We start from the raw sequence: 25,840 nt of genomic DNA on the forward strand, positions 1-25,840 counted from the left end.
GGAGGACGTCACGATGCCCGCAACCCAGCAGGCCCTTGCCGCCGAGCTGCACGAACGACTGGCGGTCGCCTCCAGGGGCGGTCCCGAAGCGTCTCGTGAGAGGCACATCGCTCGGGGCAAGCTGCTTCCGCGAGACCGGGTGACCAGGCTCCTCGACGAGGGCAGTCCCTTCGTCGAGATCGCCCCTCTGGCCGCAGACGGGCTGTACGGGGGAGACGCGCCGGCCGCCGGAGTGATCGCCGGTATCGGCCTCGTGCACGGACGCCACGTGATGGTCGTCTGCAACGATGCCACCGTGAAAGGGGGAACCTACTACCCGCTCACGGTCAAGAAGCACCTGCGCGCGCAGGAGATCGCGCTCGAGAACAGACTGCCCTGCCTGTACCTCGTCGATTCGGGCGGAGCATTCCTTCCCAAGCAGGACGAGGTGTTCCCAGACCGGGAGCACTTCGGTCGCATCTTCTTCAACCAGGCGCGGATGTCGGCGGAGGGCATCCCGCAGCTCGCGGCGGTGCTGGGATCCTGCACGGCAGGCGGCGCCTACGTCCCCGCGATGAGCGATGAGACCGTGATCGTCCGGGACCAGGGCACGATCTTCCTCGGTGGCCCGCCGCTCGTCAAGGCGGCGATCGGCGAGGTCGTCTCCGCGGAAGAGCTCGGCGGCGGTGAACTGCACGCCCGTCGCAGCGGTGTGGTCGACCACCTGGCCGAAGATGACGAGCACGCACTGGAGATCCTGCGTGACATCGTGGCCACTCTGCCGGCGCCCCTCCAGCCGGTGTGGGAGGTGCACGACACTCGTGAGCCCGCGGAGTCCGGATCGCTCTACGACGTCGTCCCCGTCGACGTCAACGCCGCATACGACGTGCACGAGGTCATCGCGAGGTTGATCGACGGCGACACGTTCCGGGAGTTCAAGGCGGAGTACGGCACGACCCTCGTCACCGGGTTCGCGCGACTGCACGGGCATCCGGTCGGGATCGTGGCGAACAACGGCGTGCTGTTCAGCGAGTCCGCTCTGAAGGGCGCGCACTTCATCGAGCTGTGCGACCAGCGCGGCATCCCCTTGGTCTTCCTGCAGAACATCTCGGGGTTCATGGTCGGGGCGGACGCAGAGGCGGGGGGCATCGCGAAGGACGGAGCCAAGATGGTCACCGCCGTTGCCAGCACGCGCGTGCCGAAGCTCACCGTGATCATCGGCGGATCCTTCGGCGCAGGCAACTACTCGATGTGCGGACGGGCCTACTCGCCGAGATTCCTGTGGACGTGGCCGGCCAGCCGCATCTCGGTGATGGGCGGCGCCCAGGCGGCCTCCGTGCTCGGGACGGTCAAGGACGACCAGCTCGCAGCACGCGGGCAGGCCTGGAGCTCGGAGGAGCGGGCGGCCTTCGAGCAGCCCATCCGTGAGCAGTACGAGACCCAGGGCGAACCGTATTACGCCACTGCCCGCCTGTGGGACGACGGCATCATCGATCCGGCCCAGACTCGCGACCTGCTGGGGCTCGCCCTCGACGTGGTCGCCCGAACCCCCCTTCCCGAGCCGCACTTCGGCCTCTTCAGGATGTGACCGCGATGACGACCCCCTCTGCCTCCCGCGAATTCGACACGGTGCTCGTCGCCAACAGGGGCGAGATCGCACGCCGCATCATCCGCACGCTGCAGACCATGGGCATCCGCAGCGTCGCCGTCTACAGCGATGCGGATGCCGATGCACCCCATGTGCGCGAGGCCGACGACGCCGTGCGGATCGGTCCGGCGCCGGTCGCCGAGTCCTACCTCGACATCGACGCCGTCATCGCGGCCGCGCGTGCGACCGGGGCGCAGGCCATCCACCCCGGGTACGGCTTCCTCTCCGAGAGCGTCGGGCTGGCGGAAGCATGTGCCGAGAGCGGTGTCGTCTTCATCGGGCCGCCGATCGACGCGCTCCAGATCATGGGCGACAAGGCCAAGGCCCGCGATCACGTCGTCCGATCAGGAGTCCCCGTGGTGCCCGGGTTCGACGCGAGAGGACTGTCGGACGCGGAGATCGCCGAGGAGGCGGACGCTGTCGGCTACCCCCTGCTCGTGAAGCCGAGCGCGGGGGGTGGCGGCAAGGGGATGGAGGTCGTCGAGACGCCGGCCGGACTGAGCGCCGCCCTGGCCTCTGCGCGCCGCGTTGCGCTATCGGCATTCGGTGACGACTCGTTGATCCTGGAGAGGCTCATCCGGCGGCCACGACATATCGAGGTGCAGGTCTTCGGCGACACGCACGGCACGGTGATCGCCCTCGGCGAGCGCGAGTGCACGCTCCAGCGCCGCCACCAGAAGGTCATCGAAGAGGCTCCGTCTGCAGGCATCCCTGAAACGACAAGGGACCGTCTTCTCGAGGCCGCGACCCAGGCCGCGGCGAGTGTCTCGTACGTCGGCGCCGGCACGGTGGAGTTCCTCATCGATGCAGATGCTCCCGACCAGGTCTTCTTCATCGAGATGAACACCCGCCTGCAGGTCGAGCACCCCGTCACGGAGGAGGTGACCGGACTCGACCTCGTCGCCCTCCAGATCGCTGTCGCCGCAGGAGGACGCCTCGACTCTGCACCCACGGTGCGCGGGCACGCAGTCGAGGCGCGCGTGTACGCCGAGTCGCCCGAGCGCGGGTTCCTTCCGTCGACCGGCCGCATTCTGCTCTTCGACCCCCCTCAGGGGGTGAGAGTCGATGCGGCGGTCGAGACCGGCAGCGAGGTGACCGGCTTCTACGACCCGATGATCGCCAAGGTCATCGCTTTCGCGGATGACCGGAGCACTGCCCTCCGCCGCCTCGACGAGGCCCTGGGCAGAACCGTCGTGCTGGGCGTGGACACGAACATCGCCTTCCTCCGGTTGCTCTGCCGCGATGAGCGGGTGAGGGCCGGAGACCTCGACACCGGACTCATCGAGACGCTTCTGCCGCTCGACGACGAGCCGCCGTCGCCGACGATGCTGAAGGCGGCGAGTCGCGCTGTGTCTCACGTCGATGACTCCCTCGGCGAAGCCAGGAGGGCTCGACGAGCGGGCCGGGTGTGGGAGTCTCTCACCAGGCACGACCGACGCGAAGTGTGGTTCCTCACCGACCGGGGCGAGGTGATCTGTGCCCCTGGGACCGACGGTCCTCGATCCCGCGCGGCTGTCGCGACGGACGTCGACGGCGGTGTCTGGGTGAGCGAGGACGGACGCACGGTGCACTTGCGGCCGCTGGATCGCCGGGCCCGCATGCTGCACCGCCTGCAGGCGCGGGAACAGCGCGAGACCGAGAGCGGGCCGGAGGCGCGGGCCCCGATGCCGGGAAGCGTCGTCGCCGTGCACGTCCGAGACGGCGACGTGGTGACCGCCGGCACCCCTCTCATCTCGATCGAGGCGATGAAGATGGAGCATCCGGTGCTGGCACCGCACGACGGGACGGTGCACCTGACGGTCGCCGTCGGCGATCAGGTACGACGCGATCAACAGGTCGCGCACATGACGACAGAGGAGAACTGAGCATGTTCGAGCTGACCGATGAGGAACGCGAGCTCGCCGCGATGGTGCGTGACTTCGCCGAGACGGTCGTCGCACCGCAGTCCTACGAAGCGGACCGCACGCACACCCTCTCGATGGACGTCGTGGCGCAGATGGGTGATCTCGGGCTGTTCGGTCTGCCGTTCCCCGAGGAGTACGGCGGCCAGGGGGGCGACTACATGGCCCTGGGCATCGCGATCGAGGCCCTCGGACGCGTCGATCAGTCCATCGCCATCACGCTCGAGGCCGGAGTCAGCCTCGGGGCGATGCCCGTGTTCCGGTTCGGCACGGAAGAGCAGAAGCAGGAGTACCTGCCCGACCTGCTCGCCGGCCGCGCCCTCGCGGGCTTCGGTCTCACAGAGCCGGAGGCGGGCAGCGACGCCGGAGCGACCCGCACGACCGCTCGCCTCGACGGGGACGACTGGGTCATCGACGGCTCGAAGCAGTTCATCACGAACTCAGGGACGCCGATCACCCGCTTCGTCACCGTGACGGCCGTCACCGGAAACGAAGGCGGACGCAAGCAGATCTCGACCATCATCGTCCCCAACGGCACCCCTGGATTCACCGTGGAGGCCCCGTACGACAAGGTCGGATGGAACGCGTCCGACACGCATCCGCTCAGCTTCGCCGGTGCACGCGTGCCCGCGGGCAACCTGCTGGGGGAGCAGGGCAGCGGCTTCGGCAACTTCCTCAGCATCCTCGACGAGGGACGCATCGCGATCGCCGCGCTCTCGACCGGTGCGGCGGAAGGATGTCTCGAAGCCGCCGTCGATTATGCGAAGAGTCGCACGATCTTCGGCAGCGCCCTCAGCACGCGACAGAACGCGCAGTTCACCCTCGCGCGCATGCGCGCCCGAGTGCACACCGCGCGACTCGCCTGGCACCACGCTGCGCGTCTGCGCGACGCGGGACGACCGTTCGCCGAGCAGGCCGCGATCGCGAAGCTCGTCGCTGGAGAAGCGGCCATGGACAACGCGAGGGATGCGACGCAGATCTTCGGCGGGAACGGCTTCATGAACGAGTTCCCGGTGGCCCGTCACTACCGCGACTCGAAGATCCTCGAGATCGGTGAAGGCACCACGGAGGTGCAGCTGCTCGTGATCGCGCGGGCGCTGGGACTCGCCGGGTAGCGTGGCAGGCATGACCGTGCATGACATCGTCCAGCGGGGACTCTTCTTCGAGGAGTTCGTCACAGACGCGCGCTACCTGCATCGTCCTGGACGCACCGCGACCGAGGCCGACAACGTCCTCTTCACGACGCTCACCATGAACACCCAGGCGCTCCACCTGGATGCGGCCTTCGCCGATGCGCAGCGCCCCTTCGGTGCGCGTCTGATCAACTCGATGTGGACGCTCTCGACGATGGTCGGGGCATCTGTGGCGCAGTTGACCCAGGGCACGCTGGTGGCTCAGCTCGGATTCGGGGAGATCGCGTTCCCTCACCCGCTGTTCGCCGGCGACACGCTGTACACCGAGAGCATCGTCGTCGAGAAGAGGCTCTCGACATCACGCCCGGGTCAGGGAATCGTGACCATCGCCCATACCGGACGCAACCAGGACGCCACAGTCGTCGCGACGGCGACCCGCACCGTCCTCGTCCATTGCCTGCCGGAGGGGGGACGATGACCTTCAGCCTGGGACCCGCGCTGCTCTTCTGTCCTGCCGACCGACCCGAGCGATTCCGCGGAGCCCTCGAGAAGGCGGATGCGGTCATCATCGACCTCGAGGATGCCGTGCTGCCAGAGGCGAAGGCCGGCGCCCGGCAGAATCTCATCGAGGCCGACCTCGACCCCGATCGGGTGATCGTCCGCGTCAACGCGCCGGATTCCGCCGCCTTCACCGCCGATCTCGCGACCCTCGCCCAGACCGATTTCCGCACCGTCATGGTCGCGAAGACGGAGAGCGCGGAGAGTCTCTCCGCCTTCGACCAGAGCTTCTCGCTGGTCGCCCTGTGCGAAACGGCGAGGGGCGTTCACGCCGCAGATCGAATCGCCGCCCACCCTCAGGTCGTCGCGATGATGTGGGGCGCGGAGGACCTGGTCGCCTCCCTCGGCGGCACGTCGAGTCGCACGGCGACGGGCGGCTATCGCGACGTCGCCCGCTATGCGCGCTCACGGGTGCTCCTCGAGGCCGGAGCCCAGGGCAAGGGAGCCATCGACGCGGTGCACGTCGACATCGAGGACGTCTCCGGTCTCGAATCAGAGGCGGTCGATGCGGCCGCTTCGGGGTTCGTCGCCACCGCGTGCATCCACCCGAGTCAGGTGGCGGTGATCCGCGCCGCGTACGCACCGGATGAAGCCAGCGTCGAGTGGGCCCGCGGAGTGCTCGAAGCCGCCGGGCGCGAACGAGGCGTCTTCCGCTTCAGAGGACGCATGATCGACGAGCCCGTGCTGAGGCACGCGCGATCGGTGCTCAGCCGCGTCCGCTGATCAGACGTGCTGCACGGGTTCCCGGGTCAGACGAGCATGCCCTGGTCGATCAGGCGCAGCGAGCCGGGGGAGGCCTCGAAACGGTGGACCGAGCCGTTCGCGAGGACCTCGCCGACGCGCGGCAGCGTGCCACCGGAGACATGGTCGATCAGCGACCGGATCACGCCTCCGTGCGTCACGACGATGACGGACTCCGCCACCGGTGCGGAACGACGCCGAGCGTCACGAGCGATCGTGTCGAGTGCGATGAGCGCTCTCTCTGCGACCCCCTCCAATGTCTCCGCCCCGGGGACCGGAGACAGCCAGTCGCCGTACTTCTCGATGTAGTCCGACACGAGCATGCCCTCGCCCTCGCCGAACTCGCGCTCGCGCATGTCCGGCACCAGCACCGGTGAGCCGAGGCCGAGACTCCCGGAGATGATCTCGGCCGTCTCCCGCGCGCGTTTCAGCGGGCTGGCGTAGATCGAATGGTGCGTGGTGCCCTCGAGGAGACCTGCGGCGGTCCGTGCATCCTCGCGGCCCTTCTCGTTCAGCGGGATGTCGGTGGAGCCCTGGATCCGGCGTGCCAGGTTCCAGTCCGTCTGGCCATGGCGGATGAGCGTGAGCAGAGTCATTCGAGGAGCTCCTGGATCGCGGGGAGCACATCGCTGGTGCCTGCGGCGATGGTGGCATCGGCCCAGACGTCCGCGCGCGTGGGCTCACGGTTGATGATGACGAGCGGGATGCTGCGTCGTCGTGCGCGTTCGACGAGCCGCACGCCGGAGTTGACGACGAGAGACGAGCCGGCGACGATCAGAGCGTCGCTGGCACGGAGCAGGGACTCGGCAGCCTTGAAGCGGTCTTGCGGGACATACTCGCCGAAGAACACGACGTCAGGCTTCAGCATCCCTTCGCAGACAGTGCACACGGGGACGACGAAGCCGTCGGTGCTCTCCGGGAGCACATCGCCGTCGGGGTTCAATGCCACGTTCTCGGGGACGGTGATCCAGGGGTTGCGCTCTTCGATCTGCACCGCGACGTCGCGGCGATCGAACACCTGACCGCATTTCAGGCAGAGGACCCTGCGCATCGTTCCGTGCACTTCGATCACATGAGAGCTGCCTGCACGCAGATGCAGGCCGTCGACGTTCTGGGTGATGACGCCGCTGACGTGACCCGACGACTCCATGTCGGCGAGCGACAGATGACCCGGATTCGGCTCGGCCCGAGCGAACGCCCGCCACCCGAGATGGCCGCCGACCCAGTAGCGGCGCCGTGCAGCCTCGTCGGCGAGGTACCGCTGGATCGTCATCGGATCGGACCGGTTGCGGGATCCTTCGCCGCGGTAGGCGGGGATTCCCGAGTCCGTGGAGATGCCGGCGCCCGTGAGCAGTGCGATCTTGCGACCACGCAGGAGTTCAGCGGTGCGAGCGATGGTGGCCGACAGTTCGACCGGACTCGATGCGCTCACAGGACCTCCCTGTGCGAGTCTACGACGTGCGCAGCGTGGTCGACGCGTCGCGGCTGACCGCGGAGCCGGTGGACCAAGCGATGGCAGACTGGGCCGCGTGGAACTGCTGCGCGTGACCGATCCGGACGACCGACGACTCGACGACTACCGCGGGCTCACCGACACCGCGCTCCGGACCGTGAGAGAACCGGCGGGTGGGCTCTACATCGCCGAATCGACGAAGGTGATCGCTCGGGCGGTCGGGGCGGGTCATCGTCCGCGTTCCGTGCTGGTGCAGGAGCGCCGGCTGGACGACATCCGGGCGATCGTCGGCGACCTCGACGTGCCGGTGTACGTCGTCCCCGACGAGGTGGCTGAATCGGTGACCGGTTTCGCCGTTCACCGGGGCACGATCGCGTCGATGCATCGCCCCGTGCTCCCGACCGTGCGCGAGGTCCTCGACGCCGCGAACCTCGTGCTGATCCTCGAGAACGTCGGCGATCACACCAACGTCGGTGCGGCGTTCCGTGCGGCCGCGGGCCTCGGGGCGGACGCGGTGCTGGTGTCGCCCGGGGGAGCGGACCCGCTGTACCGACGCAGCGTGCGCGTGAGCATGGGCACGGTGTTCCAGGTGCCATGGACTCGCATCACGGATTGGGAGTCGGCCGTGGCGGACCTCCACGCGGCGCGGTTCGACATCGCAGCTCTCGCTCTCAGCGATGACGCCGTGACGCTCGATGCCTATGTCGCGAGCCGGCCCGAGCGAGTCGCCATCGTCATGGGGTCGGAGGGCGACGGGCTCTCCCGCACGGTCCTCGACCACGCCGACACGGTCGTGACGATTCCGATGTCCGGTGGCGTGGATTCCTTGAACGTCGCGTCTGCCGCCGCAGTGGCGCTGTGGGCGCTCACCTCGCCCTGACCGCTGGCCGTCGTCAGTCTGACTTCGGGAGGATGATCGGGGAGGGCTCGGGGCGCTTGGCCACGATGTGATCGCCGGATGACTGGTGGCGCAGACGACGCAGGACCCAGGGCACGAGATGCTCTCGTGCCCAGCCGAAGTCCTCGGTGCGGGCCTCGCGCCAGGTGCGGAGCGGGATCGTCTCGGGCTGCATGGCCTCGAGGTCGTTGGGCACGTTGAGCGCGCGCAGAACCATGCGGGCGACCTCGTGGTGGCCCAGCGAGTTGTAGTGCAGGCGGTCGTCGTCGAAGAACCGCATGTCCTGCACGACCTTGAGCGCCCACTGATCGGCGACGATGCAGTCGTGTCGCTCGGCGATCGCGCGCACGTTCTCGTTGTATATGGCGACCTTGCCGCGGAAAGCCCGGAAGACCGGGGTGAAGGCCGTGTCGACTCCGGTGAAGAGCAGAATCGCGGCGCCCGTCGACGACAGACGCGCGACGGCGTCCTCGAGCTGGGCGGCGATCGCGTCGGGGTCGGTTCCCGGTCGGATCACATCGTTGCCCCCGGCGCAGATCGAGATGAGGTCAGGATGCAGCGCCACGGCGGGCTCGATCTGATCGCGCACGATCTGGGAGATCAGCTTGCCCCGCACGGCGAGGTTCGCATAGGCGAAGTCGTCGACCTGGCGCGAGAGCACCTCGGCGACACGGTCTGCCCAGCCACGGTGGCTGCCCGGCTGCGACGGGTCCGGGTCGCCGATGCCCTCGGTGAACGAGTCGCCGATCGCGACGAATCTCCGCCAGGGATGGGGATTCTCGTTGTCGAGCTCCGGGGTTCGGATCGAATCCTGATCTGTCATCCAGCTCTCCTTCACGACGAGCGCAGCCGTGCGGTGGAGGCCGCGCAGTGACCGAGCCTACCCGGGTACGAGCGTCCGGGCGAGACGCGCGCGGCGGAACTCGTGAGCGTGCCGAGTGTCGGCGGCAGCGATTATCGTTGTCTCGATGCTCTCTCCGTCCTTTCCTCAGCGTGCCCCTTGGGGAACCGCGAACAAGCTGCGCGCCTGGCAACAGGAAGCGCTGGAGCAGTACTTCCAGGCAGATCAGCGAGACTTCCTCGTGGCGGCGACACCGGGTGCAGGGAAAACCACGTTCGCCCTCACGCTCGCGGTCGAGCTCATGCGCATGGGCGAGGTCAACCGCATCATCGTGGTCGCCCCGACCGAGCATCTGAAGACGCAGTGGGCCGATGCCGCCGCTCGCGTGCACATCCGTCTCGACCCCCGGTTCCGCAACAGTCATTGGGCGCCCGCACGGCATTACCACGGCGCTGTGGTCACCTACGCGCAGGTGGCGGCGAAGTCGTCGGTCCACCGTCATCTGACCGAAGACGCGAAGACGCTCGTCGTGCTCGACGAGGTGCATCACGGCGGCGACGCTCTCAGCTGGGGCGACGCGATCCGCGACGCCTACGGACCGGCGAAGCGCCGACTGCTGCTCTCCGGCACCCCGTTCCGCAGCGACACCGCACCGATCCCGTTCGTCGAGTACCACCCTGACGAGTCCGGCGCGCGCATCTCCCGCACCGACTACAACTACGGCTACGGCCGGGCGCTGGCAGACGGCGTAGTCAGGCCCGTGCTCTTCCACATGTACGCGGGCAAGATGCGGTGGCGCACGAGCAGCGGCGACGAGCTCGAGACACATCTCGGTCAGGACAACACGAAAGACGTCACGTCGCAGGCATGGCGCACCGCCCTCGACCCCGAGGGCGAGTGGATGCCTGCCGTGCTCTCGGCTGCGGATCGTCGTCTGACCGAGATCAGGCACCACGTGCCCGATGCCGGAGGGCTGGTGCTCGCGACCGACCAGACGGTGGCACGCGCCTACGCCAAGATCCTGCACAGCATCACGGGACAGCAGCCGACGATCGTCCTGTCCGACGACGCGACAGCCTCGGAGCGGATCGAGAAGTTCAGCAACAGCGAGGATCGCTGGATGGTCGCGGTGCGCATGGTGTCGGAAGGCGTCGATGTGCCCCGACTCGCCGTCGGGGTCTACGCGACGTCGTCGTCGACGCCGCTCTTCTTCGCCCAGGCGATCGGTCGCTTCGTGCGGGCGCGTCGACGGGGTGAGGCGGCGAGTGTCTTCCTTCCGCAGGTTCCGGTGCTCATGGGACTCGCGAACGAGATGGACAAGCAGCGCGACCACGCTCTCGATCGTCAGTCGAAGGACGACGACGGGCTCGAGGACTCGCTGCTCGAGTCGGCGAACCGCGAAGACGACGCCTCGGATGCGTTGACACAGGAGTTCAGCTATCAGGCGCTCTCGTCTGTTGCGCACTTCGACCGGGTCGTGTTCGAGGGACAGGAGTTCGGCCAGCTCGCCGAGCCGGGCACTCCCGAGGAGGAGGAGTTCATCGGGTTCCCCGGTCTTCTCGAGCCGGAGCACGTGCACGAGCTGCTGATGCAACGCCAGGCACGTCAGACTCGCCTGCGAGAGACACGGGAGGCCGAGGCGGGGCCGACCGAGACGACCACGCTCCCGGCGCCGCTGCACCGCACGCTTCGCGAGCAGCGCCAGCTGCTGAACAGCCTCGTCGGCCTGTACGCCCGACAGAAGGGCGAGCCACACGGGGCCGTGCACGCGGAGCTGCGCCGGATCTGCGGCGGGCCTGCTGTCGCGCAGGCGACCGTCACGCAGCTGCAGTCGCGCATCGACGTGCTCCGCAAGCGCGTCCGATCCTGAATCGCGCCTTCGGTTCGGAGGCCCGAAAAGCTGGCAATCCTGCTCCCAGTGCCGCCGAGAGAGTGGCTCGAAGCTAGCGTTGAACGGTTGCCCCGTTCCCGGGGATCGTCGATCAGGAGACTTCATGACAGCCCCCGCTGCCGCCGAGCCGACCGCCGCAGACCGTCGCCGCTGGGCTCGCTACCTGGTGGAAGAACGCGCCGAAGGGCTCGTCTACCAGAAGCTCGCGAACCGTCGCACGGGCGAGGAGCGCGAGATCCTGCTCAGCCTCGCCGACGCCGAGCGTCGCCACGAGCAGCACTGGCTCGATCTGCTGGGCGCCGAACCGGCGCGACTGCCGCGAGCCGGCATCCGGTCTCGACTGCTGGGCTGGATGGCCGGGCGGTTCGGATCCATCTTCGTCCTCGCACTCGCGCAGAGCGCCGAGGACAGATCTCCGTACGATTCCGAGCAGTACGCGACTCCTGCCATGCGCGCAGACGAGAAGGTGCACTCCGAAGTCGTCCGCGGTCTCGCCGCTCGTGGAAGGCGCCGTCTGTCCGGGTCGTTCCGTGCTGCCGTCTTCGGAGCGAACGACGGCCTGGTGAGCAACCTCGCACTCGTGCTCGGCATCGGCGCCACGGGTGTCAGCTCCGCCTTCGTCCTGTTCAGCGGGATCGCGGGTCTGCTCGCCGGGGCTCTGTCGATGGGCGCGGGGGAGTTCGTCTCCGTGCGCTCCCAACGCGAGCTGCTGGCGTCCACGGAAGCCAACGAGGATGCCGCGGCATCCGCCGCCGATCTCGACATCGACGAGAACGAACTCGCTCTGGTCTACCGCGCGCGCGGAATCGGCCAGCAGGAGGCGCTCGAGCGCGCACGGCGGATAGTGGACGCCGCACGTGCCGGCGTCGAGCGCACGACGACCGGGCCGATCCACCTCCACGCCGGAGACGACCACGAGATCGTCGGCAGCGACTGGACGGCGGCCATCTCGAGCTTCCTGCTCTTCGCGTCCGGCGCGATCATCCCTGTGCTCCCGTGGATCTTCGGACTCGAGGGGACAACTGCGGTGGTCGTCGCGCTCGTGCTGGTGGGGGTCGCTCTGCTGTCGACCGGAGCGATGGTCGGCATCCTGTCGGGGGGACCGCCCCTGCGTCGCGCGCTGCGGCAGCTGGCGATCGGCTTCGGCGCTGCGGCCGTCACGTACGTGCTCGGGCTGGTGTTCGGCGTGAGCGCGCTCTGACGCGCGCTCCGGCCCGTGGGCAGGGCTCGGGGAATTCACCTCGGGTCCTGCCGGACGACACGTCGACGCCGAAGGTACGAAGAAGGCCTCGGATATCGTATGGATATCCGAGGCCTGTCTGTGCGCGGAGGGGGACTTGAACCCCCACGCCCTTACGGGCACTACGACCTCAACGTAGCGCGTCTACCATTCCGCCACCCGCGCAGGTGCTGGATGTTCGTTGCCGAACGAAGATTTACATTAGCACGAGCTTCGAGGCACTCAGAAACCGGCGGTGACGCCCGGGCGCGCCACGACGTTTCGATAGCCTGGACCTCATGACTGACGTGGCTCTCCCCGAGGTGGTTCGCATCGCGAGCGACCTGATCCGATTCGACACCTCGAACTTCGGCGGAGGCAACGCGAAGGGTGAGCGTGAGGCAGCCGAATATGTCGGCGCCTATCTGCAGGACCTGGGTCTGGATGTCGAATACTACGAGCCGATCCCGCGGCGCACGAACGTGATGGCGCGCGTGCCGGGGCGCGATCGGAGCAAGCCGGCTCTCGTCGTGCACGGACACCTCGACGTCGTCCCGGCGATGGCCGAGGACTGGAGCGTCGACCCGTTCGCGGGCATCGTGAAGGACGGCATGCTCTGGGGGCGTGGAGCGGTCGACATGAAGAACATGAACGCGATGATCCTCACGGCCGTCGCAGACCTCCTGCGTGCGGGGGAGCAGCCGGAGCGCGATCTGGTGCTCGCCTTCTTCGCCGACGAGGAGAACGGCGGCGTCGAGGGCTCGGCGCTCGTCGTCCAGAACCACCCGGAGTGGTTCGCGGGAGCGACCGAGGCCATCAGCGAGGTGGGAGGCTATTCGATCACGGTCGACGATCGCCGCGCCTACCTGCTGCAGGTGGGGGAGAAGGCGCTCATCTGGATCCGCCTCGTCGCGCGGGGGCGTGCCGGCCACGGAAGCCGACTGCACGACGACAACGCCGTCACGAAGCTCGCAGAAGCTGTGGCGGCCCTCGGGCGCACTCGGTGGCCCCTTCGTCTCACTCCCACCACGGAGGCGCTGTTGCAGGGCCTGAGCGCCCTCACAGGCCGCTCCATCGACGACCCGGACGCCCTTGCTGCCGCCGCCGGCCCCGCTGAGGCGTTCCTCCGCTCATCGTTCCGCACGACGACGAACCCCACGGCGCTCACCGCGGGGTACAAGCACAATGTGATCCCCGAACGAGCCGAAGCGCTGATCGACGTGCGGGTGATCCCGGGAACCGAGGACGAGGTGCTCGCCGAGCTGCAGCAGATCGTCGGCGATGACATCGAGATCCAGACCGTCGTTCGCGACATCGGCATGGAGACGCCGTTCGAGGGCGAACTCGTCGAGGCGATGGTGGCGAGTCTGGGGCGGCACGACCCGGGAGTGCCGGTCATCCCGTATCTGCTCGGCGCCGGAACCGACAACAAGGCGCTGGCCTATCTGGGGATCACCGGGTACGGATTCGCGCCACTCCGCCTCCCTGCCGACCTCGACTTCACGGGGATGTTCCACGGTGTCGATGAGCGAGTGCCCGTAGAATCGCTTGTCTTCGGTCAGCGGGTGCTGGCCGATCTGCTGCGCACGTATTGAGCTCTCTGCTCCACGTCCGCGCACCACGAATCAGAAAGCTCCTCCATGCACTTGTTCGAAGCGCTCATCCTTGGCATCGTCCAGGGACTCACCGAGTTCCTCCCGATCTCCTCCAGCGCCCATCTGCGCATCCTCGGCACGTTCCTGCCGTCCGGCGAGGACCCTGGTGCCGCGTTCACCGCGATCACGCAGATCGGCACGGAGGCGGCGGTCGTGGTGTTCTTCTGGCGCGACATCGTCCGCATCATCGCGCAGTGGTTCCGCTCGCTGACGGGCAGAGTGCCGCGCAGCGATCCGGATGCCCGGATGGGCTGGATGATCATCATCGGCAGCATCCCGATCGTGGTGCTCGGTCTGCTCTTCCAGGATCAGATCGAGACCGTCTTCCGGTCGCTCTGGATCGTCGCGATCATGCTGATCGTGTTCGGCATCCTGCTCGGCGTCGCCGACCATGTGGGCGCGAAGCGACGCAAGCTCGATCAGCTCACGTATCCGCATGGCATCGCATACGGCTTCGCGCAGGCGCTCGCGCTGATCCCGGGTGTGTCGCGCTCAGGCGGGACGATCACGATGGGACTGTTCCTCGGTTATGAGCGCGCGGCAGCCGCGCGTTACGCGTTCCTCCTGGCGATCCCCGCGGTGTTCGGCAGTGGCTTCTACCAGCTGTTCAAGAGCTGGGACGAGCCTTCGTTCTTCTCGTTCGGCGACACGCTCGCAGCGACCGGCATCGCGTTCGTCGTGGCACTGGGCGTGATCGCGTTCTTCATGAACTACATCTCGAAGCGCAGTTTCCTGCCGTTCGTGATCTACCGCATCCTGTTGGGCACGGTGCTCCTGGTCCTTCTCGGCACCGGCGTCATCGCAGCATAGCCGCGGCACCGGAGACCTCCTGGCTCAGCGCTTGTGGTCTCCGGGGCCGTCGCCTCTGCGCTTCAGATAGCGCTCGAAGGCCTGAGCGATCGCATCGCCGGACGCATCGGGGGAGTCCCACGTGTCGCGGGTCTGCTCGAGCTGGCGGATGTACTCCGTCATGTCCTCGTCATCGGCGGCGGCGGCGTCGATCGACGCCTCCCACGCGGCGGCCTCGGTGCGAAGGTGATCGCGCGGGACGTCGACGCCGGTCAGCTCCTCGAGCCTGTCCAGAAGAGCGAGGGTGACCTTCGGTGACGGAGTGGCGGAGGCGACGTAGTGCGGCACGCTGGCCCACAGGCTCGCGGTCGGGATGCCGGCGCTCTCGGCGAAGTGCTCGAACACGCTGAGGATGCCGACGGGGCCCTCATAGAGAGACCGCTCGAGGCCATGCGCTGCGCGGACCTGCTCGTTCTGGCTCGAGGCGAAGATCGAGATCGGTCGCGTGTGGGGCACATCCGAGAGCATCGCGCCGAGGGTCACGAACCCGGTGATGTCGTCGCGAAGAGCGACGTCGATGAACTCCGCAGCGAACGACTGCCAGGTGCGCGCGGGCTCGACTCCCGTCAGCACCCAGAACTCGGGACCGGGCCCCGGGTCGCGCGGGCGCCACAGACCGGCCTCGGGCCAGGTGAGCTGGCGGCGGCCTTCGGCGTCCGTCTTCGTAGCCGGGCGGGTGTACTGATAGTCGAAGTACAGCTCCGGGTCGATGGAGTGCACGAGGTCGTAGTCGTTCGCGGAACGCAGCGCGGCGATCGCACCGCTCGCGGCCTCACCCGCGTCGTTCCAGCCATCGAAGGCGACGATGACGATGCGTGAACCGAGGACATCCATCGTGGGCTCCCTTCGCCAATTCCCGATCGGTATCCCTCCAGGCTAGTCCGACCGCGCGGGGACCGGGCGGAGCCACGGGTAACATGGTTCGGTGAGCAGACAGCCCCGCGCGATCCTCTGGGACATGGACGGAACCCTCGTCGACACCGAGCCGTATTGGATGGCAGCCGAGACGGCGCTGGTCGAATCCTTCGGCGGGTCATGGACCCACGAGGACGCCCTTCAGCTGGTCGGCAACGGTCTCATCGACAGTGCGATCATCCTCCAGCACGCGGGGGTGGACATGGACGCGGAGGCGATCATCTCGCTCCTCACCGATGGAGTGCAGGAGGCGCTGCGCACGCAGGGAGTGCCTTTCCGCCCCGGTGCCCGCGAGCTGCTGCAGGACCTGAAGTCGGCGGGGATCCCCACCGGCCTCGTCACGATGTCGCTGCGCCGCATGGCGTTGAGCGTCGTCGACCTGATCGAGTTCGACGCCTTCGACATCGTCGTCGCCGGCGATGACGTGATCCACCCCAAGCCTCACCCCGAGCCGTACCTGCACGCGGCGTCGCTGCTCGAGATCGACATCGCCGAGGCCGTGGTCATCGAGGACTCGCCGACCGGACTCCGTGCAGGCATCGCCTCCGGCGCCGTCGCTCTCGGCGTGCCGCACATCGTCTCCCTCGACGACGTCGGCGCTCACGAGCTCTGGCCGACCCTCGAAGGCCGCACCGCCGCAGACCTGATCGAACTCTTCGACCGCAAGACCTCCATGACGGGAGCCACCCGATGACCGACATCACCTCACAGCGGCCGAGCGGGCCGTTCCGGGAGGGCGATCGGGTGCAGCTGACCGGCCCCAAGGGTCGTCTGCACACCGTGACCCTCCGCGAGGACGGCGAGCTGCACACCCATCAGGGAGTGCTGCGGCATCGTGACCTCATCGGTCTTCCCGACGGTTCGGTCGCCGCGAACAGCTCGGGGCACGAGTACCTCGCGCTGCGGCCGCTGCTGCGCGACTTCGCGATGTCGATGCCGCGCGGCGCGGCGATCGTCTACCCGAAGGATGCGGCGCAGATCGTGATGCAGGCCGACATCTTCCCGGGTGCGGTCGTCGTCGAGGCGGGCGTCGGTTCGGGTGCCCTCTCGCTCTCGCTGCTCCGGGCCATCGGTCCGGTCGGTCGACTGGTGTCGTTCGAACGTCGTGAGGACTTCGCCCAGGTCGCCCGCGGCAACGTCGAGACATTCTTCGGCGAGACGCCGGACACCTGGAACGTGGTCGTCGGGGATCTCGCCGATGCGCTTCCAGCCGAGTTCCCGGCCGGCACGGTCGATCGCGTCGTGCTCGACATGCTCGCACCGTGGGAATGCATGGACGTCGTCGCCGACGCACTCACACCCGGCGGCGTCGTCCTCTGCTACGTCGCGACGGCCACACAGCTCTCGCGCGTCGCCGAGTACATCCGCGGCACCGGGCTGTTCACCGACCCCGAGGCGTCCGAGACGATGGTTCGAGGGTGGCACGTCGAAGGCCTCGCCGTCAGGCCCGATCACCGCATGGTGGCGCACACCGGCTTCCTCCTCACGGCGCGCCGGCTGGCACCGGGTGCCGTGGCGCCGCAGGTGAAGCGCAGGGCCTCGAAGAGCAGCTATGGCGATGCGGATGTCGACGCGTGGACGCCCGGCGCCGTAGGCGATCGGGAGATCAACGACAAGAACCTGCGCAAGCGTGCCAGGGAGGCCGCGAAGGCCGCCGAAGGGGCACGTCTGGCGTCTGGTTCGCGCGAATCCGAGCCACCGACGGAATAGACTGGAGCGCGTGCGTAAAACGTCCGCCGTTCTGGCCACCCTCAGCCTCGCCGTCCTCACTCTGACCGGATGCGCTTCGGCGCCGTCGTTCGCCGGTGATGTCTGCGATCGTGCGGCCGCGTCTACCCCATCCATCAAGGATTCGGTGTCCGTGGAGGGCGATCTGGGTGAGGCGCCCGACGTCACGGTCTACAGCCCCGTGAAGGCGGACGAGACCTCGTTCGCCGACGTGATCACCGGCGAGGGGAACACCCTAACCTCGACTTCTCAGCCCATGGTGCTCGACATCGCCTTCTATGGCGGAGAGAGCGGCGAGAAGCTGTACGAGTCCGAATTCAACGGCGACCCGAGCCGCGTGCACAGCATCTCGTACTGGGCCGAGCGGTCCGCCGGACTCGAGACGGTGCTCGAGTGCGCCACCGGCGGAAGCCGGATCGTCGCCGTGCTGACCCCCGAGGACTTCGGTGAAGCCAATGCCGAGGCATTCGGACTCGAGAAGGACGAGAACGTCGTCGCGATCGTCGACCTGCAGGATGTCTACCTGGCCCACGCCGAAGGCGCATCCCAGTTCAACGACGCCCGTGGCCTGCCGACCGTGGTGCGCGCTCCTGACGGCACCCCTGGCGTGATCATCCCCGACAGCGATGCTCCGACGGAGGCTGTGACTCAGACGCTCATCAAGGGCGACGGTGCGAAAGTCGAGAAGGATTCGACGATCGTGACCAACATCATGGCTCTGGGCTGGGATGACAAGACCGTCACATCGAGCAGCTGGGGCGCGGAGCCCAACATCGGTCCGGCGGCGGAGGAGCTCGTCGGCGCGACCGTCGGGTCGCAGCTGCTCGTCGTCGTGCCCGAAGCCGACGGAAACCCGGCGACCGCCATCGTGGTCGACATCCTGGGCATCGTTCCCGTTCCGGAGCAGTGATGGCCGCCCGTATTCCCGCGGAAGAGCGTCTGACGAACCTCGTCGTGGCGCTCATGGCCACGGAGATCGGGCTCACCAAGCAGCAGATCCTCGACAACGTGTCGGGCTACCGTCAGCGTGCCGATGCGGGCGTGCGCTCGGATGCGCTCGAGAAGATGTTCGAGCGCGACAAGGACGAGCTGCGCACTCTCGGCGTCCCCGTCGAGACGATCGGCGACCAGGCTGATCCCAATGACCTCCGCGAAGCCCGCTATCGCATTCCGCAGGCGGAATACGACCTGCCCAGCGACATCGAGTTCACCGCTGCTGAGCTCGCTGTGCTGCAACTCGCCGGCAGTGTGTGGAGTGCCGAATCCGCGTCGGGCGACGCCAAGGCCGGCGTGCGCAAGATCCGGGCACTCGGGATCGACGGCGACGAGCCGATCATCGGCTTCGCGCCACGGATCACCGCTCGCGATGCGGCGTTCCCGCAGCTGCAGGACGCGATCGAGAAGAGCCGCGTCGTCGTCTTCGACTACCTCAAGCCGGGGGAGGACGCGCCGCGCCGCCGCAGCATCCGTCCGCTGGCTCTTGTCGACTACGAGGCGAGATGGCATGTCTTCGGCGTCGACGTGGACATCGAGGAGGACCGCATGTTCCTGCTCAGCAGGATCGTCGGGGACGTGAGGATCACGACGAGGGCCTTCGACTCAGCCCTGCGCGAGGGAGCGGGGGAGCGTGCACTGAGCGGTCTCGAGCGCGTGGCCTCTCAGAACTCGGCGCTGCTCGAGGTCACCCCTGGCACCGAGGCCTCGCTGCGTCTGGGCCGCCGTGCGACGCCTGCGGCGACACAGGGAATCCTCGTGCCGTTCGTCGACCTGCATATCTTCGCCGACGAACTCGCCTCGTACGGCCCCGAGGTACGGGTGGTCGAGCCCGTCGCGCTCCGCACCGCAGTCGTCGATCGCCTGAGCGCGGTCGTCGCGACCAACTCCGACGCAGGGGAGTCACGATGAGCGCTCAGGCGAAGCCGCTGCTCGCCGCCGACCGCGTCCGCGTCTACCTGACGCTCGTGCCTTACCTTCTCGAGCACGGCCAGGTCTCTCTCGCTGAGGCGGCTGCGGAGTTCGGGGTGACTCCGGCAGAGATGCGACAGATGGTCGAGAAGCTGACCGTCATCGGCCTGCCCGGTGATTCCGGCTTCTGGCAGCAGCCGCAGGAGATGTTCGACATCAACTGGGACCTCCTCGACGAAGAGGACGTCATCGAGATCACCAACGATGTCGCCCTGCGGCGGGTTCCGCGCTTCACCGCCCGCGAGGCCGCAGCGCTGCTCGCCGGTCTGCAGATGGTCGCCGCCGTGCCGGCGGTCTCCGACTCCGGACTCGTCAGCGGTCTCATCTCGAAGCTGTCGCGCGGTGCGGCAGACGCCCCGGCAGAGGTCGTCGTCGCGCCGAGCGCTGTCGACGAGGTGCGCCAGGTCGTGTCGCGCGGTGTGCAGAACGGTGTCGCCGTGTCGTTCACGTACCAGGCGCCCGATGCCGCACCCACCACGCGAACCGTGGATCCTGTGCAGGTGCTGATCACGAACGCACAGTGGTATCTGCAGGGGTGGTGCCACATGCGACAGGCGATGCGGACGTTCCACCTCGATCGGGTGAGCGATGCGCGTCTGACGGACATTCCGATCACACATGCCGGTGACCACGTCCCGGAGGCGTTCACCGCCGTCGAGGACGAGGGCGAGGTCAGAGTGCGCGTGCCCGAGCGGATGGCGCCTCTGCTCGGTGACTTCCTCACCGCGGACAACGCCGACGTCAGTGACGGGATCGTCACCGTGCGGCTGCACCTGGCCGACCCTCGGGGTGTGAAACGACTGGCGGCGAGGTTCGGCGGAGCCCTCGAAGTCGTGGATCCCGGTGTCGCCCGCACAGCTGCTCGCGAGTGGGCCGCCGCAGGACTCGCGCTGTATCGCCGACCAGACGGCGACAACGCCGGTTAGACTGCTACTAAACGACGAAGGAGAATCATGGGCGCTTTCGGTTGGCCACATCTGCTGATCATCCTCGCCGTCATCCTGCTGCTCTTCGGTGCGGCGAAGCTGCCGGCACTCGCGAAGAGCCTCGGGCAGTCCGCCCGGGTTTTCAAGGGCGAGATGAAGGCGATGAAGAACGAGGACGCGACTGACGCCGCGGATCCGGCATCCCCGACTCCCGCGGCCACCACCGCGGAGACCACGGTGACGGCTCGCGACACGGATCCGGGTCAGCCTCCTCGATCCGCATAGTTCGTGTCCGCTCTCGAATCCGCCGATCCGGGGACGCCGGGCCGCGACAGGCGGATGTCTCTCGGCGCGCATCTGGTCGAGCTGCGTCGGCGACTTTTCATCGCGGCCGGCGCGCTCGTGGTCGGCATGATCATCGCGTTCATCATCACCGGACCGGTCATCGATCTCCTGTCGATTCCGATCGCTGCGATCGCCGAAGAAGAAGGTCGCGAGTACGTCGGCCTCAACTTCACGACCGTGACGAGCGGGTTCGATCTCCGTATGCGCATCGCGTTCGCGATCGGTCTGCTGATCTCAGCCCCGGTCTGGCTCTGGCAGGTCTGGGCGTTCGTGATGCCTGGACTCACGAAGAAGGAGACCCAGTACACCTGGGGGTTTCTGGGAGCTGCCATCCCGCTGTTCTTCGGCGGATGCACCGTCGCATTCTTCGTCCTCCCGCACGTGATCGAGATCATGGCGGGCTTCGTGCCGACGGGAATGGCGCAGTTCTTCGACTATGCGACCTATTACGACTTCGTCTTCAAGTTCCTGCTCGTGCTCGGCATCGCCTTCGTGCTCCCGGTCTTCCTCGTCGCGCTCAACCTCGCGGGGGTCGTCTCGGGCAAGGAGATCCTCAAGGGATGGCGCGTCGCCATACTCGTGTGCACGATCTTCGCGGCCGTCACCACACCGCCCGCCGATGTCTTCTCGATGCTGCTGCTGATGGGTTCCATGATCGTGCTGTACTTCGCGGCAACATTGATCTCGATGCTCTTCGATCGGCGCAAGCGCAAGGCTGATGCGGCCGCGGGCATCGAACCCGTGAGCGCATGAGCTCGCCGGCAGAGCGATACGCCGCGGCTCGCGAAGCCGCAGGGCACCCGGCGACGGTCGCCTTCGCCGCGAACCAGAAGTTCGAGCTCGACCCGTTCCAGATCGAAGGGTGCCACGCGCTCGAAGACGGGAGCAGCGTGCTGGTCGCCGCTCCCACCGGGGCGGGAAAGACCATCGTCGGAGAGTTCGCGATCCATCTCGCGATGCAGACGCCGCGCGACAAGGCGTTCTACACGACGCCGATGAAGGCCCTCTCCAATCAGAAGTTCCGCGAGCTGGTCGACGTCTACGGCGCCGACGACGTGGGTCTGCTCACGGGTGACACCAATATCAACGGCAACGCTCGGATCGTCGTCATGACGACCGAGGTGCTGCGCAACATGATCTACGCCGATTCCGCAGCGCTGCGCGACCTTCGGTACGTGGTGATGGATGAGGTGCACTACCTCGCCGATCGATTCCGCGGGGCGGTGTGGGAAGAGGTGATCATCCACCTCCCGCAGCAGGTGCGGCTGGTGTCGCTGAGCGCCACGGTGTCGAACGCCGAGGAGTTCGGCGATTGGCTCGACACGGTGCGCGGAAACACCGAGGTGATCGTCTCGGAGATCCGACCGGTGCCGCTCGAGCAGCACGTGCTGGTGCGTGATGATCTGCTCCCGCTGTTCGACGACCGCGCTGGCATCGCGACGGCTCTGGTGAATCAGGAGCTGATGCGAATCCGCTCGTCCACCGGTTCGAACTACGACAACAACCGTGAGGCGCAGTCCTACCGCAGCAATCGTCATGCGGGACGGCAGGCGCAGCGTCCGCCACGCGGAGGACGCCGTGCGGTCCGCTCGGCGAACGTGCAGCGGATCGAGCGCATGGACCGCCCCGACGTGGTGCGGCTGCTCGAGGCGGCCAACCTGCTGCCGGCGATCTTCTTCATCTTCAGCAGGGTCGGCTGCGACGCTGCGGTGCAGCAGGTCCGCAGATCGGGTGTCCGTCTGACCTCGACCGAGGAGCGGGCCGAGATCCGCGCGATCGTCGAAGACAGGACGCGGACCCTGCAGGACGAGGATCTCGGTGTTCTCGGATACTGGGATTGGCTGGAGAACCTCGAACGCGGCGTGGCCGCCCACCACGCCGGGCTCCTGCCCGCATTCAAAGAGGTCGTCGAGGAGCTCTACAAGCGCAAGCTCGTGAAGGTCGTGTTCGCGACCGAGACCCTGGCGCTGGGCATCAACATGCCCGCACGCACCGTGGTGCTCGAGAAGATGGAGAAGTTCAACGGTGAGGCCCGGGTGGCGATCACTTCGGGGGAGTACACCCAGCTCACCGGGCGAGCCGGGCGACGGGGCATCGACGTCGAAGGCCACGCCGTGGTGCAGTGGACCGAGGGGATGGATCCGCAGGCGGTCGCCGCACTCGCCTCACGTCGCACCTACCCGCTCAACTCCAGTTTCCGTCCGACGTACAACATGGCGGTCAACCTGATCGACCTGTTCGGCAAACAGCGGGCGCGCGAGGTGCTCGAATCGTCCTTCGCTCAGTTCCAGGCCGATCGCGCAGTGGTCGGACTCGCCAGGCAGGTGCGTGAGGCCGAGGAATCCCTCGACGGCTACAAGGCGGCGATGGTCTGCGACCACGGCGACTTCTTGGACTATGCCTCGATCCGCCGAGAGCTCAGCGACCTCGAGAAGAAGAACCGTCAGGACTCGAACGCTCCGCGGGCATCGCGCGACAAGCGCATGAAGCAGATCCAGAGCCTGCGCACCCGGATGCAGCGGCACGGCTGCCACCGCTGCCCCGATCGCGAGGCCCACGCCCGCTGGGCGGAGCGGTACTGGAAGCTCAAGAGGCAGAACGACCGCATCCGTCGTCAGATCGAGACGAGGACCGGAACGGTGGCTCGCGTCTTCGATCGTGTCGTCGAGGTGCTCGAGACGCTCGACTACCTCCACCGAGACGAGAACGACGAGACCACTCTCACCGAGGCCGGTCGGACGATGCGTCGCATCTACGGAGAGCGTGATCTCCTGGTCGCAGAATCCCTGCGGCAGGGTCTCTGGAGCGGCCTGGACGCTCCGTCGCTCGCCGCCATGGCCTGCTGCCTCGTCTACGAGCCGCGTCGCGACGAGGCGAACGCGGGCGAGCGCGATCTGCCGAGAGGGGCTTTCCGCGCAGCCTACGAGAAGACCACGACTCTCTGGGCCGAGCTCGACGACCTCGAGAAGGATCACCATCTTCCGGGGTCCGAGCCCTTGGCTGCCGGTCTCGCGGGCGCAATGCACTCGTGGGCCCGGGGCGGGATGCTCGATCGCGTCCTGATCGACGCCGACATGGCCGCGGGCGACTTCGTCCGGTGGGCCAAGCAGACGATCGACCTGCTCGACCAGCTCTCGATCGTCGCGGAGGACGGCGCCCTGGCGCGCAATGCCCGCGTCGCTCTCGACGGCGTGCGCCGCGGCATCGTTGCCTACTCCTCGATGTGAGAACGGGACCGATGCCTGATTCCCCAGCGCGACAGCGCCCTCTTCTGCCGCTTTCGCTCGCCCTTCCCGTTGCGGCCCTGGCTGCGCTCCTGATGAATCTCTCCTACCCGGATGCCGCGGTGTGGGCACTGGCGTTCCCGGCAACCGCGTTGCTGCTCGTCGCGCTCATCGGCCGTCGGGTCGGAGGCGCGCTCGCGGTGGGGCTGGTCTACGGGGTGATCTTCTTCGGACTGCTCGTGTCGTTCACCTCGCGCTACCTCGGCCCGCTGCCCTGGGCCGCACTGAGCGTCCTCGAAGGCGTCCTCACGGCGGTGGCGCTGATCCTGATCACGCTCGCCTATCGATGGATCCCCACAGCTTTCCCTGGCGCCTGGGCGCGCCTCCTGCTTCTTCCGGCCGTCGTGGCTGCGCTGTGGGTCGGGCGCGAGGTGTTCGTCGGCTCCTGGCCGTACGGAGGCTTCCCGTGGGCCCGTCTGGGCATGAGCCAGGCCGAGAGCCCGCTGGCCCCGGTCACCTCGTGGATCGGCGTCAGCGGTCTCAGCTTCCTGATGGTGTTCCTCGTCGCCCTCCTCATCCAGGTGATTCGCGAACGTGCCTGGCGACGCCCGACCGCGCTGATCGCACCGGTCATCGTGACGGTGGCCCTGCTCATCACGCCGCTGTTCCCCACGACCGTCACCGGGTCGATGCGCATCGCCGCGGTGCAGGGGAACGGGCCGAGCGGGTATTTCGACGAGCGCCAGCCCTACTCGCTCATCGACGCTCAGACGGACGCGACCGAACCGCTCTACGGCGAAGACGTCGATCTGCTGGTCTGGCCCGAGGGATCGCTCGACTTCGACCCGTTCCAGTCGGATTCGTTGGCGCGGAGGATGAGCGCGATCACCTCGCGAATCGGCGCGCCGCTGCTTGCCAACGCCGCGACGGAACGAGAGGGCCTGTTCTACAACACCTCACTGCTGTGGACGGAAGACGGCGGGGACGGGCAAGTGCACGACAAGCGGCACCCGGTTCCCTTCGGCGAGTACGTGCCCGACCGTGCCTTCTTCAATGCACTCGCGCCCGATCTGATCGGACTCATCCAACGCGAATACACCCCGGGAACGAACCCGCCGGTCATCGATGTCGACGGCGTGAGGGTCGGATTGGCGATCTGCTTCGACGTCATCTACGACGACGTGATCAGCGAGGGAATGGCCGAAGGAGCCGAGGTTCTCGTCTTCCAGACCAACAACGCCGACTTCCGAGGCACCAACGAGAATCTGCAGCAGCTGGCATTCGCGAGGATGCGGGCGATCGAGACCGGCCGCAGCGTCGTGAACATCTCGACGGTGGGCACGAGCCAGATCATCCGCCCGGATGGGTCCACCGTATCGAGCCTCGACGCAGGAAAGGCCGGAGCGCTGCTCGAGGATGTCGAGCTTCGCTCCGGCCTGACAGCCGGTGTCGTCACCGGCCCCTGGATCCAGATGCTGCTGCTGTGGGGCGGGCTGGGCGCGCTGGCCTTCGGGTGGTTGCGCGCCCGTCGGCGCTAGGCGCCGATCTTCTCGCGGGTCGGGTCTTCACCTGCACCGCGGCGCGCGCGGATGAAGGCGAGTCGCTCTTCGAGCAGCTCTTCGAGTTCTGCGCGTGTACGACGCTCGAGAAGCATGTCCCAGTGCGTTCGCGCTGCCTTCTCGTCGGTCGCGTCGAGCGTGACGGCCTGGCCGTCGACGTTCAGGCGGGCGTCCGCTCCGCAGGCACGGCATTCCCAGGTCTGGGGCGGTTCTGCGTCCGCCGAGAACATCAGGTTCGTGACATGGCCGCAGGTGTCACAGATGTAGGTGGTTTCACGGCGCTCCATGAAAACGACGCCCTCTTCGCTCTGTAGGCTCTGGGCGCCGAGTCGGATGCCGCGTAGGCTGCGATCTGCCATTGTGTGGTCCTCTCGTCGCTGTCAGGTATAACGCTCCAGCCTGTGCGCTTCAT

24 protein-coding genes and 1 tRNA gene are annotated in these 25,840 nt (G+C 67.6%); 19 read left to right on the plus strand and 6 right to left on the minus strand.

Going from position 1 to position 25,840, the window contains the following annotated elements:
* Window positions 1-13 precede the first annotated feature (13 nt).
* Genes MRBLMI13_RS03895 through MRBLMI13_RS03915 form a run of 5 tightly spaced genes read left to right on the plus strand, consistent with a single transcriptional unit; the run spans window position 14 to window position 5,942 of the window.
* Window positions 14-1,567, plus strand: a complete 1,554-nt coding sequence (locus MRBLMI13_RS03895) for a carboxyl transferase domain-containing protein (RefSeq protein WP_367820285.1) — start codon at window positions 14-16, stop codon at window positions 1,565-1,567.
* 5 nt (window positions 1,568-1,572) lie between these two features.
* Window positions 1,573-3,492 (plus strand): acetyl/propionyl/methylcrotonyl-CoA carboxylase subunit alpha, encoded by a 1,920-nt coding sequence (locus MRBLMI13_RS03900; protein WP_367820283.1) that lies wholly within the window; start codon window positions 1,573-1,575, stop codon window positions 3,490-3,492.
* Window positions 3,493-3,494: 2 nt separating this feature from the next.
* The gene (locus MRBLMI13_RS03905; RefSeq protein WP_367820281.1) at window positions 3,495-4,643 is read left to right on the plus strand and encodes an acyl-CoA dehydrogenase family protein; all 1,149 of its coding nucleotides are present in this window, start codon (window positions 3,495-3,497) and stop codon (window positions 4,641-4,643) included.
* Between the two features lie 10 nt (window positions 4,644-4,653).
* The gene (locus MRBLMI13_RS03910; protein WP_367820279.1) at window positions 4,654-5,139 is read left to right on the plus strand and encodes a MaoC family dehydratase; all 486 of its coding nucleotides are present in this window, start codon (window positions 4,654-4,656) and stop codon (window positions 5,137-5,139) included.
* Window positions 5,136-5,942, plus strand: a complete 807-nt coding sequence (locus tag MRBLMI13_RS03915) for an HpcH/HpaI aldolase/citrate lyase family protein (RefSeq protein ID WP_367820277.1) — start codon at window positions 5,136-5,138, stop codon at window positions 5,940-5,942. Before MRBLMI13_RS03910 ends, MRBLMI13_RS03915 begins: the two co-directional genes overlap by 4 nt.
* Before the next feature lie 26 nt (window positions 5,943-5,968).
* On the opposite strand, the gene MRBLMI13_RS03920 is transcribed toward MRBLMI13_RS03915, so the two are convergent.
* Together MRBLMI13_RS03920 and MRBLMI13_RS03925 are read right to left on the minus strand one after the other, a co-directional pair.
* A complete protein-coding gene (locus MRBLMI13_RS03920) occupies window positions 5,969-6,556 on the minus strand; it encodes a histidine phosphatase family protein (protein WP_042536690.1) in 588 nt (195 codons plus the stop codon).
* A complete protein-coding gene (locus MRBLMI13_RS03925) occupies window positions 6,553-7,392 on the minus strand; it encodes a Sir2 family NAD-dependent protein deacetylase (protein ID WP_367820275.1) in 840 nt (279 codons plus the stop codon). The genes MRBLMI13_RS03920 and MRBLMI13_RS03925 overlap by 4 nt, the downstream gene beginning before the upstream one ends.
* Window positions 7,393-7,489: 97 nt before the next feature.
* Here MRBLMI13_RS03925 and MRBLMI13_RS03930 point away from each other — a divergent pair, with 97 nt between their 5' ends.
* A complete protein-coding gene (locus tag MRBLMI13_RS03930) occupies window positions 7,490-8,293 on the plus strand; it encodes a TrmH family RNA methyltransferase (RefSeq protein WP_367820273.1) in 804 nt (267 codons plus the stop codon).
* A 13-nt stretch (window positions 8,294-8,306) separates the two neighbouring features.
* On the opposite strand, the gene MRBLMI13_RS03935 is transcribed toward MRBLMI13_RS03930, so the two are convergent.
* Window positions 8,307-9,134, minus strand: a complete 828-nt coding sequence (locus tag MRBLMI13_RS03935; protein ID WP_079112780.1) for an SGNH/GDSL hydrolase family protein — start codon at window positions 9,132-9,134, stop codon at window positions 8,307-8,309.
* Between the two features lie 145 nt (window positions 9,135-9,279).
* Between MRBLMI13_RS03935 and MRBLMI13_RS03940 the strand changes: the two genes are divergently transcribed.
* Window positions 9,280-11,022, plus strand: a complete 1,743-nt coding sequence (locus tag MRBLMI13_RS03940) for a DEAD/DEAH box helicase (RefSeq protein WP_042536686.1) — start codon at window positions 9,280-9,282, stop codon at window positions 11,020-11,022.
* Between the two features lie 124 nt (window positions 11,023-11,146).
* Window positions 11,147-12,244: a VIT1/CCC1 transporter family protein gene (locus tag MRBLMI13_RS03945; RefSeq protein ID WP_367820270.1), complete on the plus strand. Its 1,098-nt coding sequence runs from the start codon at window positions 11,147-11,149 to the stop codon at window positions 12,242-12,244.
* A 121-nt stretch (window positions 12,245-12,365) separates the two neighbouring features.
* Here MRBLMI13_RS03945 and MRBLMI13_RS03950 read toward each other — a convergent pair.
* Window positions 12,366-12,448: transfer RNA gene (locus MRBLMI13_RS03950), tRNA-Leu, on the minus strand.
* A gap of 113 nt (window positions 12,449-12,561) precedes the next feature.
* On the opposite strand from MRBLMI13_RS03950, the gene MRBLMI13_RS03955 reads away from it, so the two are divergent.
* Both MRBLMI13_RS03955 and MRBLMI13_RS03960 read left to right on the plus strand, forming a co-directional pair.
* Window positions 12,562-13,857: a M20/M25/M40 family metallo-hydrolase gene (locus MRBLMI13_RS03955; protein WP_042536684.1), complete on the plus strand. Its 1,296-nt coding sequence runs from the start codon at window positions 12,562-12,564 to the stop codon at window positions 13,855-13,857.
* Between the two features lie 45 nt (window positions 13,858-13,902).
* Complete coding sequence (locus tag MRBLMI13_RS03960; RefSeq protein WP_367820268.1) at window positions 13,903-14,727, plus strand: undecaprenyl-diphosphate phosphatase; 825 nt, start codon at window positions 13,903-13,905, stop codon at window positions 14,725-14,727.
* A 24-nt stretch (window positions 14,728-14,751) separates the two neighbouring features.
* Here MRBLMI13_RS03960 and MRBLMI13_RS03965 read toward each other — a convergent pair whose 3' ends face one another.
* Window positions 14,752-15,600 carry a PAC2 family protein gene (locus tag MRBLMI13_RS03965; protein ID WP_042536682.1) on the minus strand — a complete coding sequence of 283 codons (849 nt, stop codon included), beginning with the start codon at window positions 15,598-15,600 and terminating at the stop codon, window positions 14,752-14,754.
* 91 nt (window positions 15,601-15,691) lie between these two features.
* Here MRBLMI13_RS03965 and MRBLMI13_RS03970 point away from each other — a divergent pair, with 91 nt between their 5' ends.
* Genes MRBLMI13_RS03970 through lnt form a run of 9 tightly spaced genes read left to right on the plus strand, consistent with a single transcriptional unit; the run spans window position 15,692 to window position 25,407 of the window.
* Complete coding sequence (locus tag MRBLMI13_RS03970; protein WP_367820266.1) at window positions 15,692-16,375, plus strand: HAD family hydrolase; 684 nt, start codon at window positions 15,692-15,694, stop codon at window positions 16,373-16,375.
* Window positions 16,372-17,391 carry a tRNA (adenine-N1)-methyltransferase gene (locus MRBLMI13_RS03975; protein ID WP_309688445.1) on the plus strand — a complete coding sequence of 340 codons (1,020 nt, stop codon included), beginning with the start codon at window positions 16,372-16,374 and terminating at the stop codon, window positions 17,389-17,391. The genes MRBLMI13_RS03970 and MRBLMI13_RS03975 overlap by 4 nt, the downstream gene beginning before the upstream one ends.
* A gap of 10 nt (window positions 17,392-17,401) precedes the next feature.
* Complete coding sequence (locus tag MRBLMI13_RS03980; RefSeq protein ID WP_367820264.1) at window positions 17,402-18,319, plus strand: hypothetical protein; 918 nt, start codon at window positions 17,402-17,404, stop codon at window positions 18,317-18,319.
* Window positions 18,319-19,314, plus strand: a complete 996-nt coding sequence (locus MRBLMI13_RS03985; protein WP_367820262.1) for a helix-turn-helix transcriptional regulator — start codon at window positions 18,319-18,321, stop codon at window positions 19,312-19,314. The genes MRBLMI13_RS03980 and MRBLMI13_RS03985 overlap by 1 nt, the downstream gene beginning before the upstream one ends.
* On the plus strand, window positions 19,311-20,300 hold the full coding sequence (locus MRBLMI13_RS03990) for a helix-turn-helix transcriptional regulator (RefSeq protein WP_367820260.1): 990 nt from the start codon (window positions 19,311-19,313) through the stop codon (window positions 20,298-20,300). Before MRBLMI13_RS03985 ends, MRBLMI13_RS03990 begins: the two co-directional genes overlap by 4 nt.
* A 27-nt stretch (window positions 20,301-20,327) precedes the next feature.
* On the plus strand, window positions 20,328-20,585 hold the full coding sequence (gene tatA / locus MRBLMI13_RS03995; protein WP_367820258.1) for a Sec-independent protein translocase subunit TatA: 258 nt from the start codon (window positions 20,328-20,330) through the stop codon (window positions 20,583-20,585).
* A gap of 54 nt (window positions 20,586-20,639) precedes the next feature.
* A complete protein-coding gene (tatC, locus tag MRBLMI13_RS04000) occupies window positions 20,640-21,398 on the plus strand; it encodes a twin-arginine translocase subunit TatC (protein ID WP_309694281.1) in 759 nt (252 codons plus the stop codon).
* Window positions 21,395-23,872, plus strand: a complete 2,478-nt coding sequence (locus tag MRBLMI13_RS04005) for a DEAD/DEAH box helicase (protein WP_367820256.1) — start codon at window positions 21,395-21,397, stop codon at window positions 23,870-23,872. Before tatC ends, MRBLMI13_RS04005 begins: the two co-directional genes overlap by 4 nt.
* A gap of 11 nt (window positions 23,873-23,883) precedes the next feature.
* Window positions 23,884-25,407, plus strand: coding sequence for an apolipoprotein N-acyltransferase (lnt, locus tag MRBLMI13_RS04010; protein ID WP_367820254.1), 1,524 nt, complete (start codon window positions 23,884-23,886; stop codon window positions 25,405-25,407).
* Here the strand turns inward: lnt and MRBLMI13_RS04015 are convergent.
* The gene (locus tag MRBLMI13_RS04015) at window positions 25,404-25,787 is read right to left on the minus strand and encodes an RNA polymerase-binding protein RbpA (protein ID WP_042536672.1); all 384 of its coding nucleotides are present in this window, start codon (window positions 25,785-25,787) and stop codon (window positions 25,404-25,406) included. The genes lnt and MRBLMI13_RS04015 overlap by 4 nt on opposite strands.
* Window positions 25,788-25,840 lie beyond the last annotated feature (53 nt).

Source organism: Microbacterium sp. LMI13-1-1.1 (genome assembly GCF_040815625.1).
GTDB lineage: Bacteria > Actinomycetota > Actinomycetes > Actinomycetales > Microbacteriaceae > Microbacterium > Microbacterium forte.

What these genes read in the sequence shown, in the direction of transcription:
- MRBLMI13_RS03895 (WP_367820285.1), top strand. Translation starts at nt 14, where the DNA reads ATGCCCGCAACCCAGCAGGCCCTTGCCGCCGAGCTGCACGAACGACTG.
- MRBLMI13_RS03900 (WP_367820283.1), top strand. Translation starts at nt 1,573, where the DNA reads ATGACGACCCCCTCTGCCTCCCGCGAATTCGACACGGTGCTCGTCGCC.
- MRBLMI13_RS03905 (WP_367820281.1), top strand. Translation starts at nt 3,495, where the DNA reads ATGTTCGAGCTGACCGATGAGGAACGCGAGCTCGCCGCGATGGTGCGT.
- MRBLMI13_RS03910 (WP_367820279.1), top strand. Translation starts at nt 4,654, where the DNA reads ATGACCGTGCATGACATCGTCCAGCGGGGACTCTTCTTCGAGGAGTTC.
- MRBLMI13_RS03915 (WP_367820277.1), top strand. Translation starts at nt 5,136, where the DNA reads ATGACCTTCAGCCTGGGACCCGCGCTGCTCTTCTGTCCTGCCGACCGA.
- MRBLMI13_RS03920 (WP_042536690.1), bottom strand. Translation starts at nt 6,556, where the DNA reads ATGACTCTGCTCACGCTCATCCGCCATGGCCAGACGGACTGGAACCTG.
- MRBLMI13_RS03935 (WP_079112780.1), bottom strand. Translation starts at nt 9,134, where the DNA reads ATGACAGATCAGGATTCGATCCGAACCCCGGAGCTCGACAACGAGAAT.
- MRBLMI13_RS03940 (WP_042536686.1), top strand. Translation starts at nt 9,280, where the DNA reads ATGCTCTCTCCGTCCTTTCCTCAGCGTGCCCCTTGGGGAACCGCGAAC.
- MRBLMI13_RS03945 (WP_367820270.1), top strand. Translation starts at nt 11,147, where the DNA reads ATGACAGCCCCCGCTGCCGCCGAGCCGACCGCCGCAGACCGTCGCCGC.
- MRBLMI13_RS03955 (WP_042536684.1), top strand. Translation starts at nt 12,562, where the DNA reads ATGACTGACGTGGCTCTCCCCGAGGTGGTTCGCATCGCGAGCGACCTG.
- MRBLMI13_RS03960 (WP_367820268.1), top strand. Translation starts at nt 13,903, where the DNA reads ATGCACTTGTTCGAAGCGCTCATCCTTGGCATCGTCCAGGGACTCACC.
- MRBLMI13_RS03965 (WP_042536682.1), bottom strand. Translation starts at nt 15,600, where the DNA reads ATGGATGTCCTCGGTTCACGCATCGTCATCGTCGCCTTCGATGGCTGG.
- MRBLMI13_RS03975 (WP_309688445.1), top strand. Translation starts at nt 16,372, where the DNA reads ATGACCGACATCACCTCACAGCGGCCGAGCGGGCCGTTCCGGGAGGGC.
- MRBLMI13_RS03985 (WP_367820262.1), top strand. Translation starts at nt 18,319, where the DNA reads ATGGCCGCCCGTATTCCCGCGGAAGAGCGTCTGACGAACCTCGTCGTG.
- MRBLMI13_RS03990 (WP_367820260.1), top strand. Translation starts at nt 19,311, where the DNA reads ATGAGCGCTCAGGCGAAGCCGCTGCTCGCCGCCGACCGCGTCCGCGTC.
- tatA (WP_367820258.1), top strand. Translation starts at nt 20,328, where the DNA reads ATGGGCGCTTTCGGTTGGCCACATCTGCTGATCATCCTCGCCGTCATC.
- tatC (WP_309694281.1), top strand. Translation starts at nt 20,640, where the DNA reads ATGTCTCTCGGCGCGCATCTGGTCGAGCTGCGTCGGCGACTTTTCATC.
- MRBLMI13_RS04005 (WP_367820256.1), top strand. Translation starts at nt 21,395, where the DNA reads ATGAGCTCGCCGGCAGAGCGATACGCCGCGGCTCGCGAAGCCGCAGGG.
- lnt (WP_367820254.1), top strand. Translation starts at nt 23,884, where the DNA reads ATGCCTGATTCCCCAGCGCGACAGCGCCCTCTTCTGCCGCTTTCGCTC.
- MRBLMI13_RS04015 (WP_042536672.1), bottom strand. Translation starts at nt 25,787, where the DNA reads ATGGCAGATCGCAGCCTACGCGGCATCCGACTCGGCGCCCAGAGCCTA.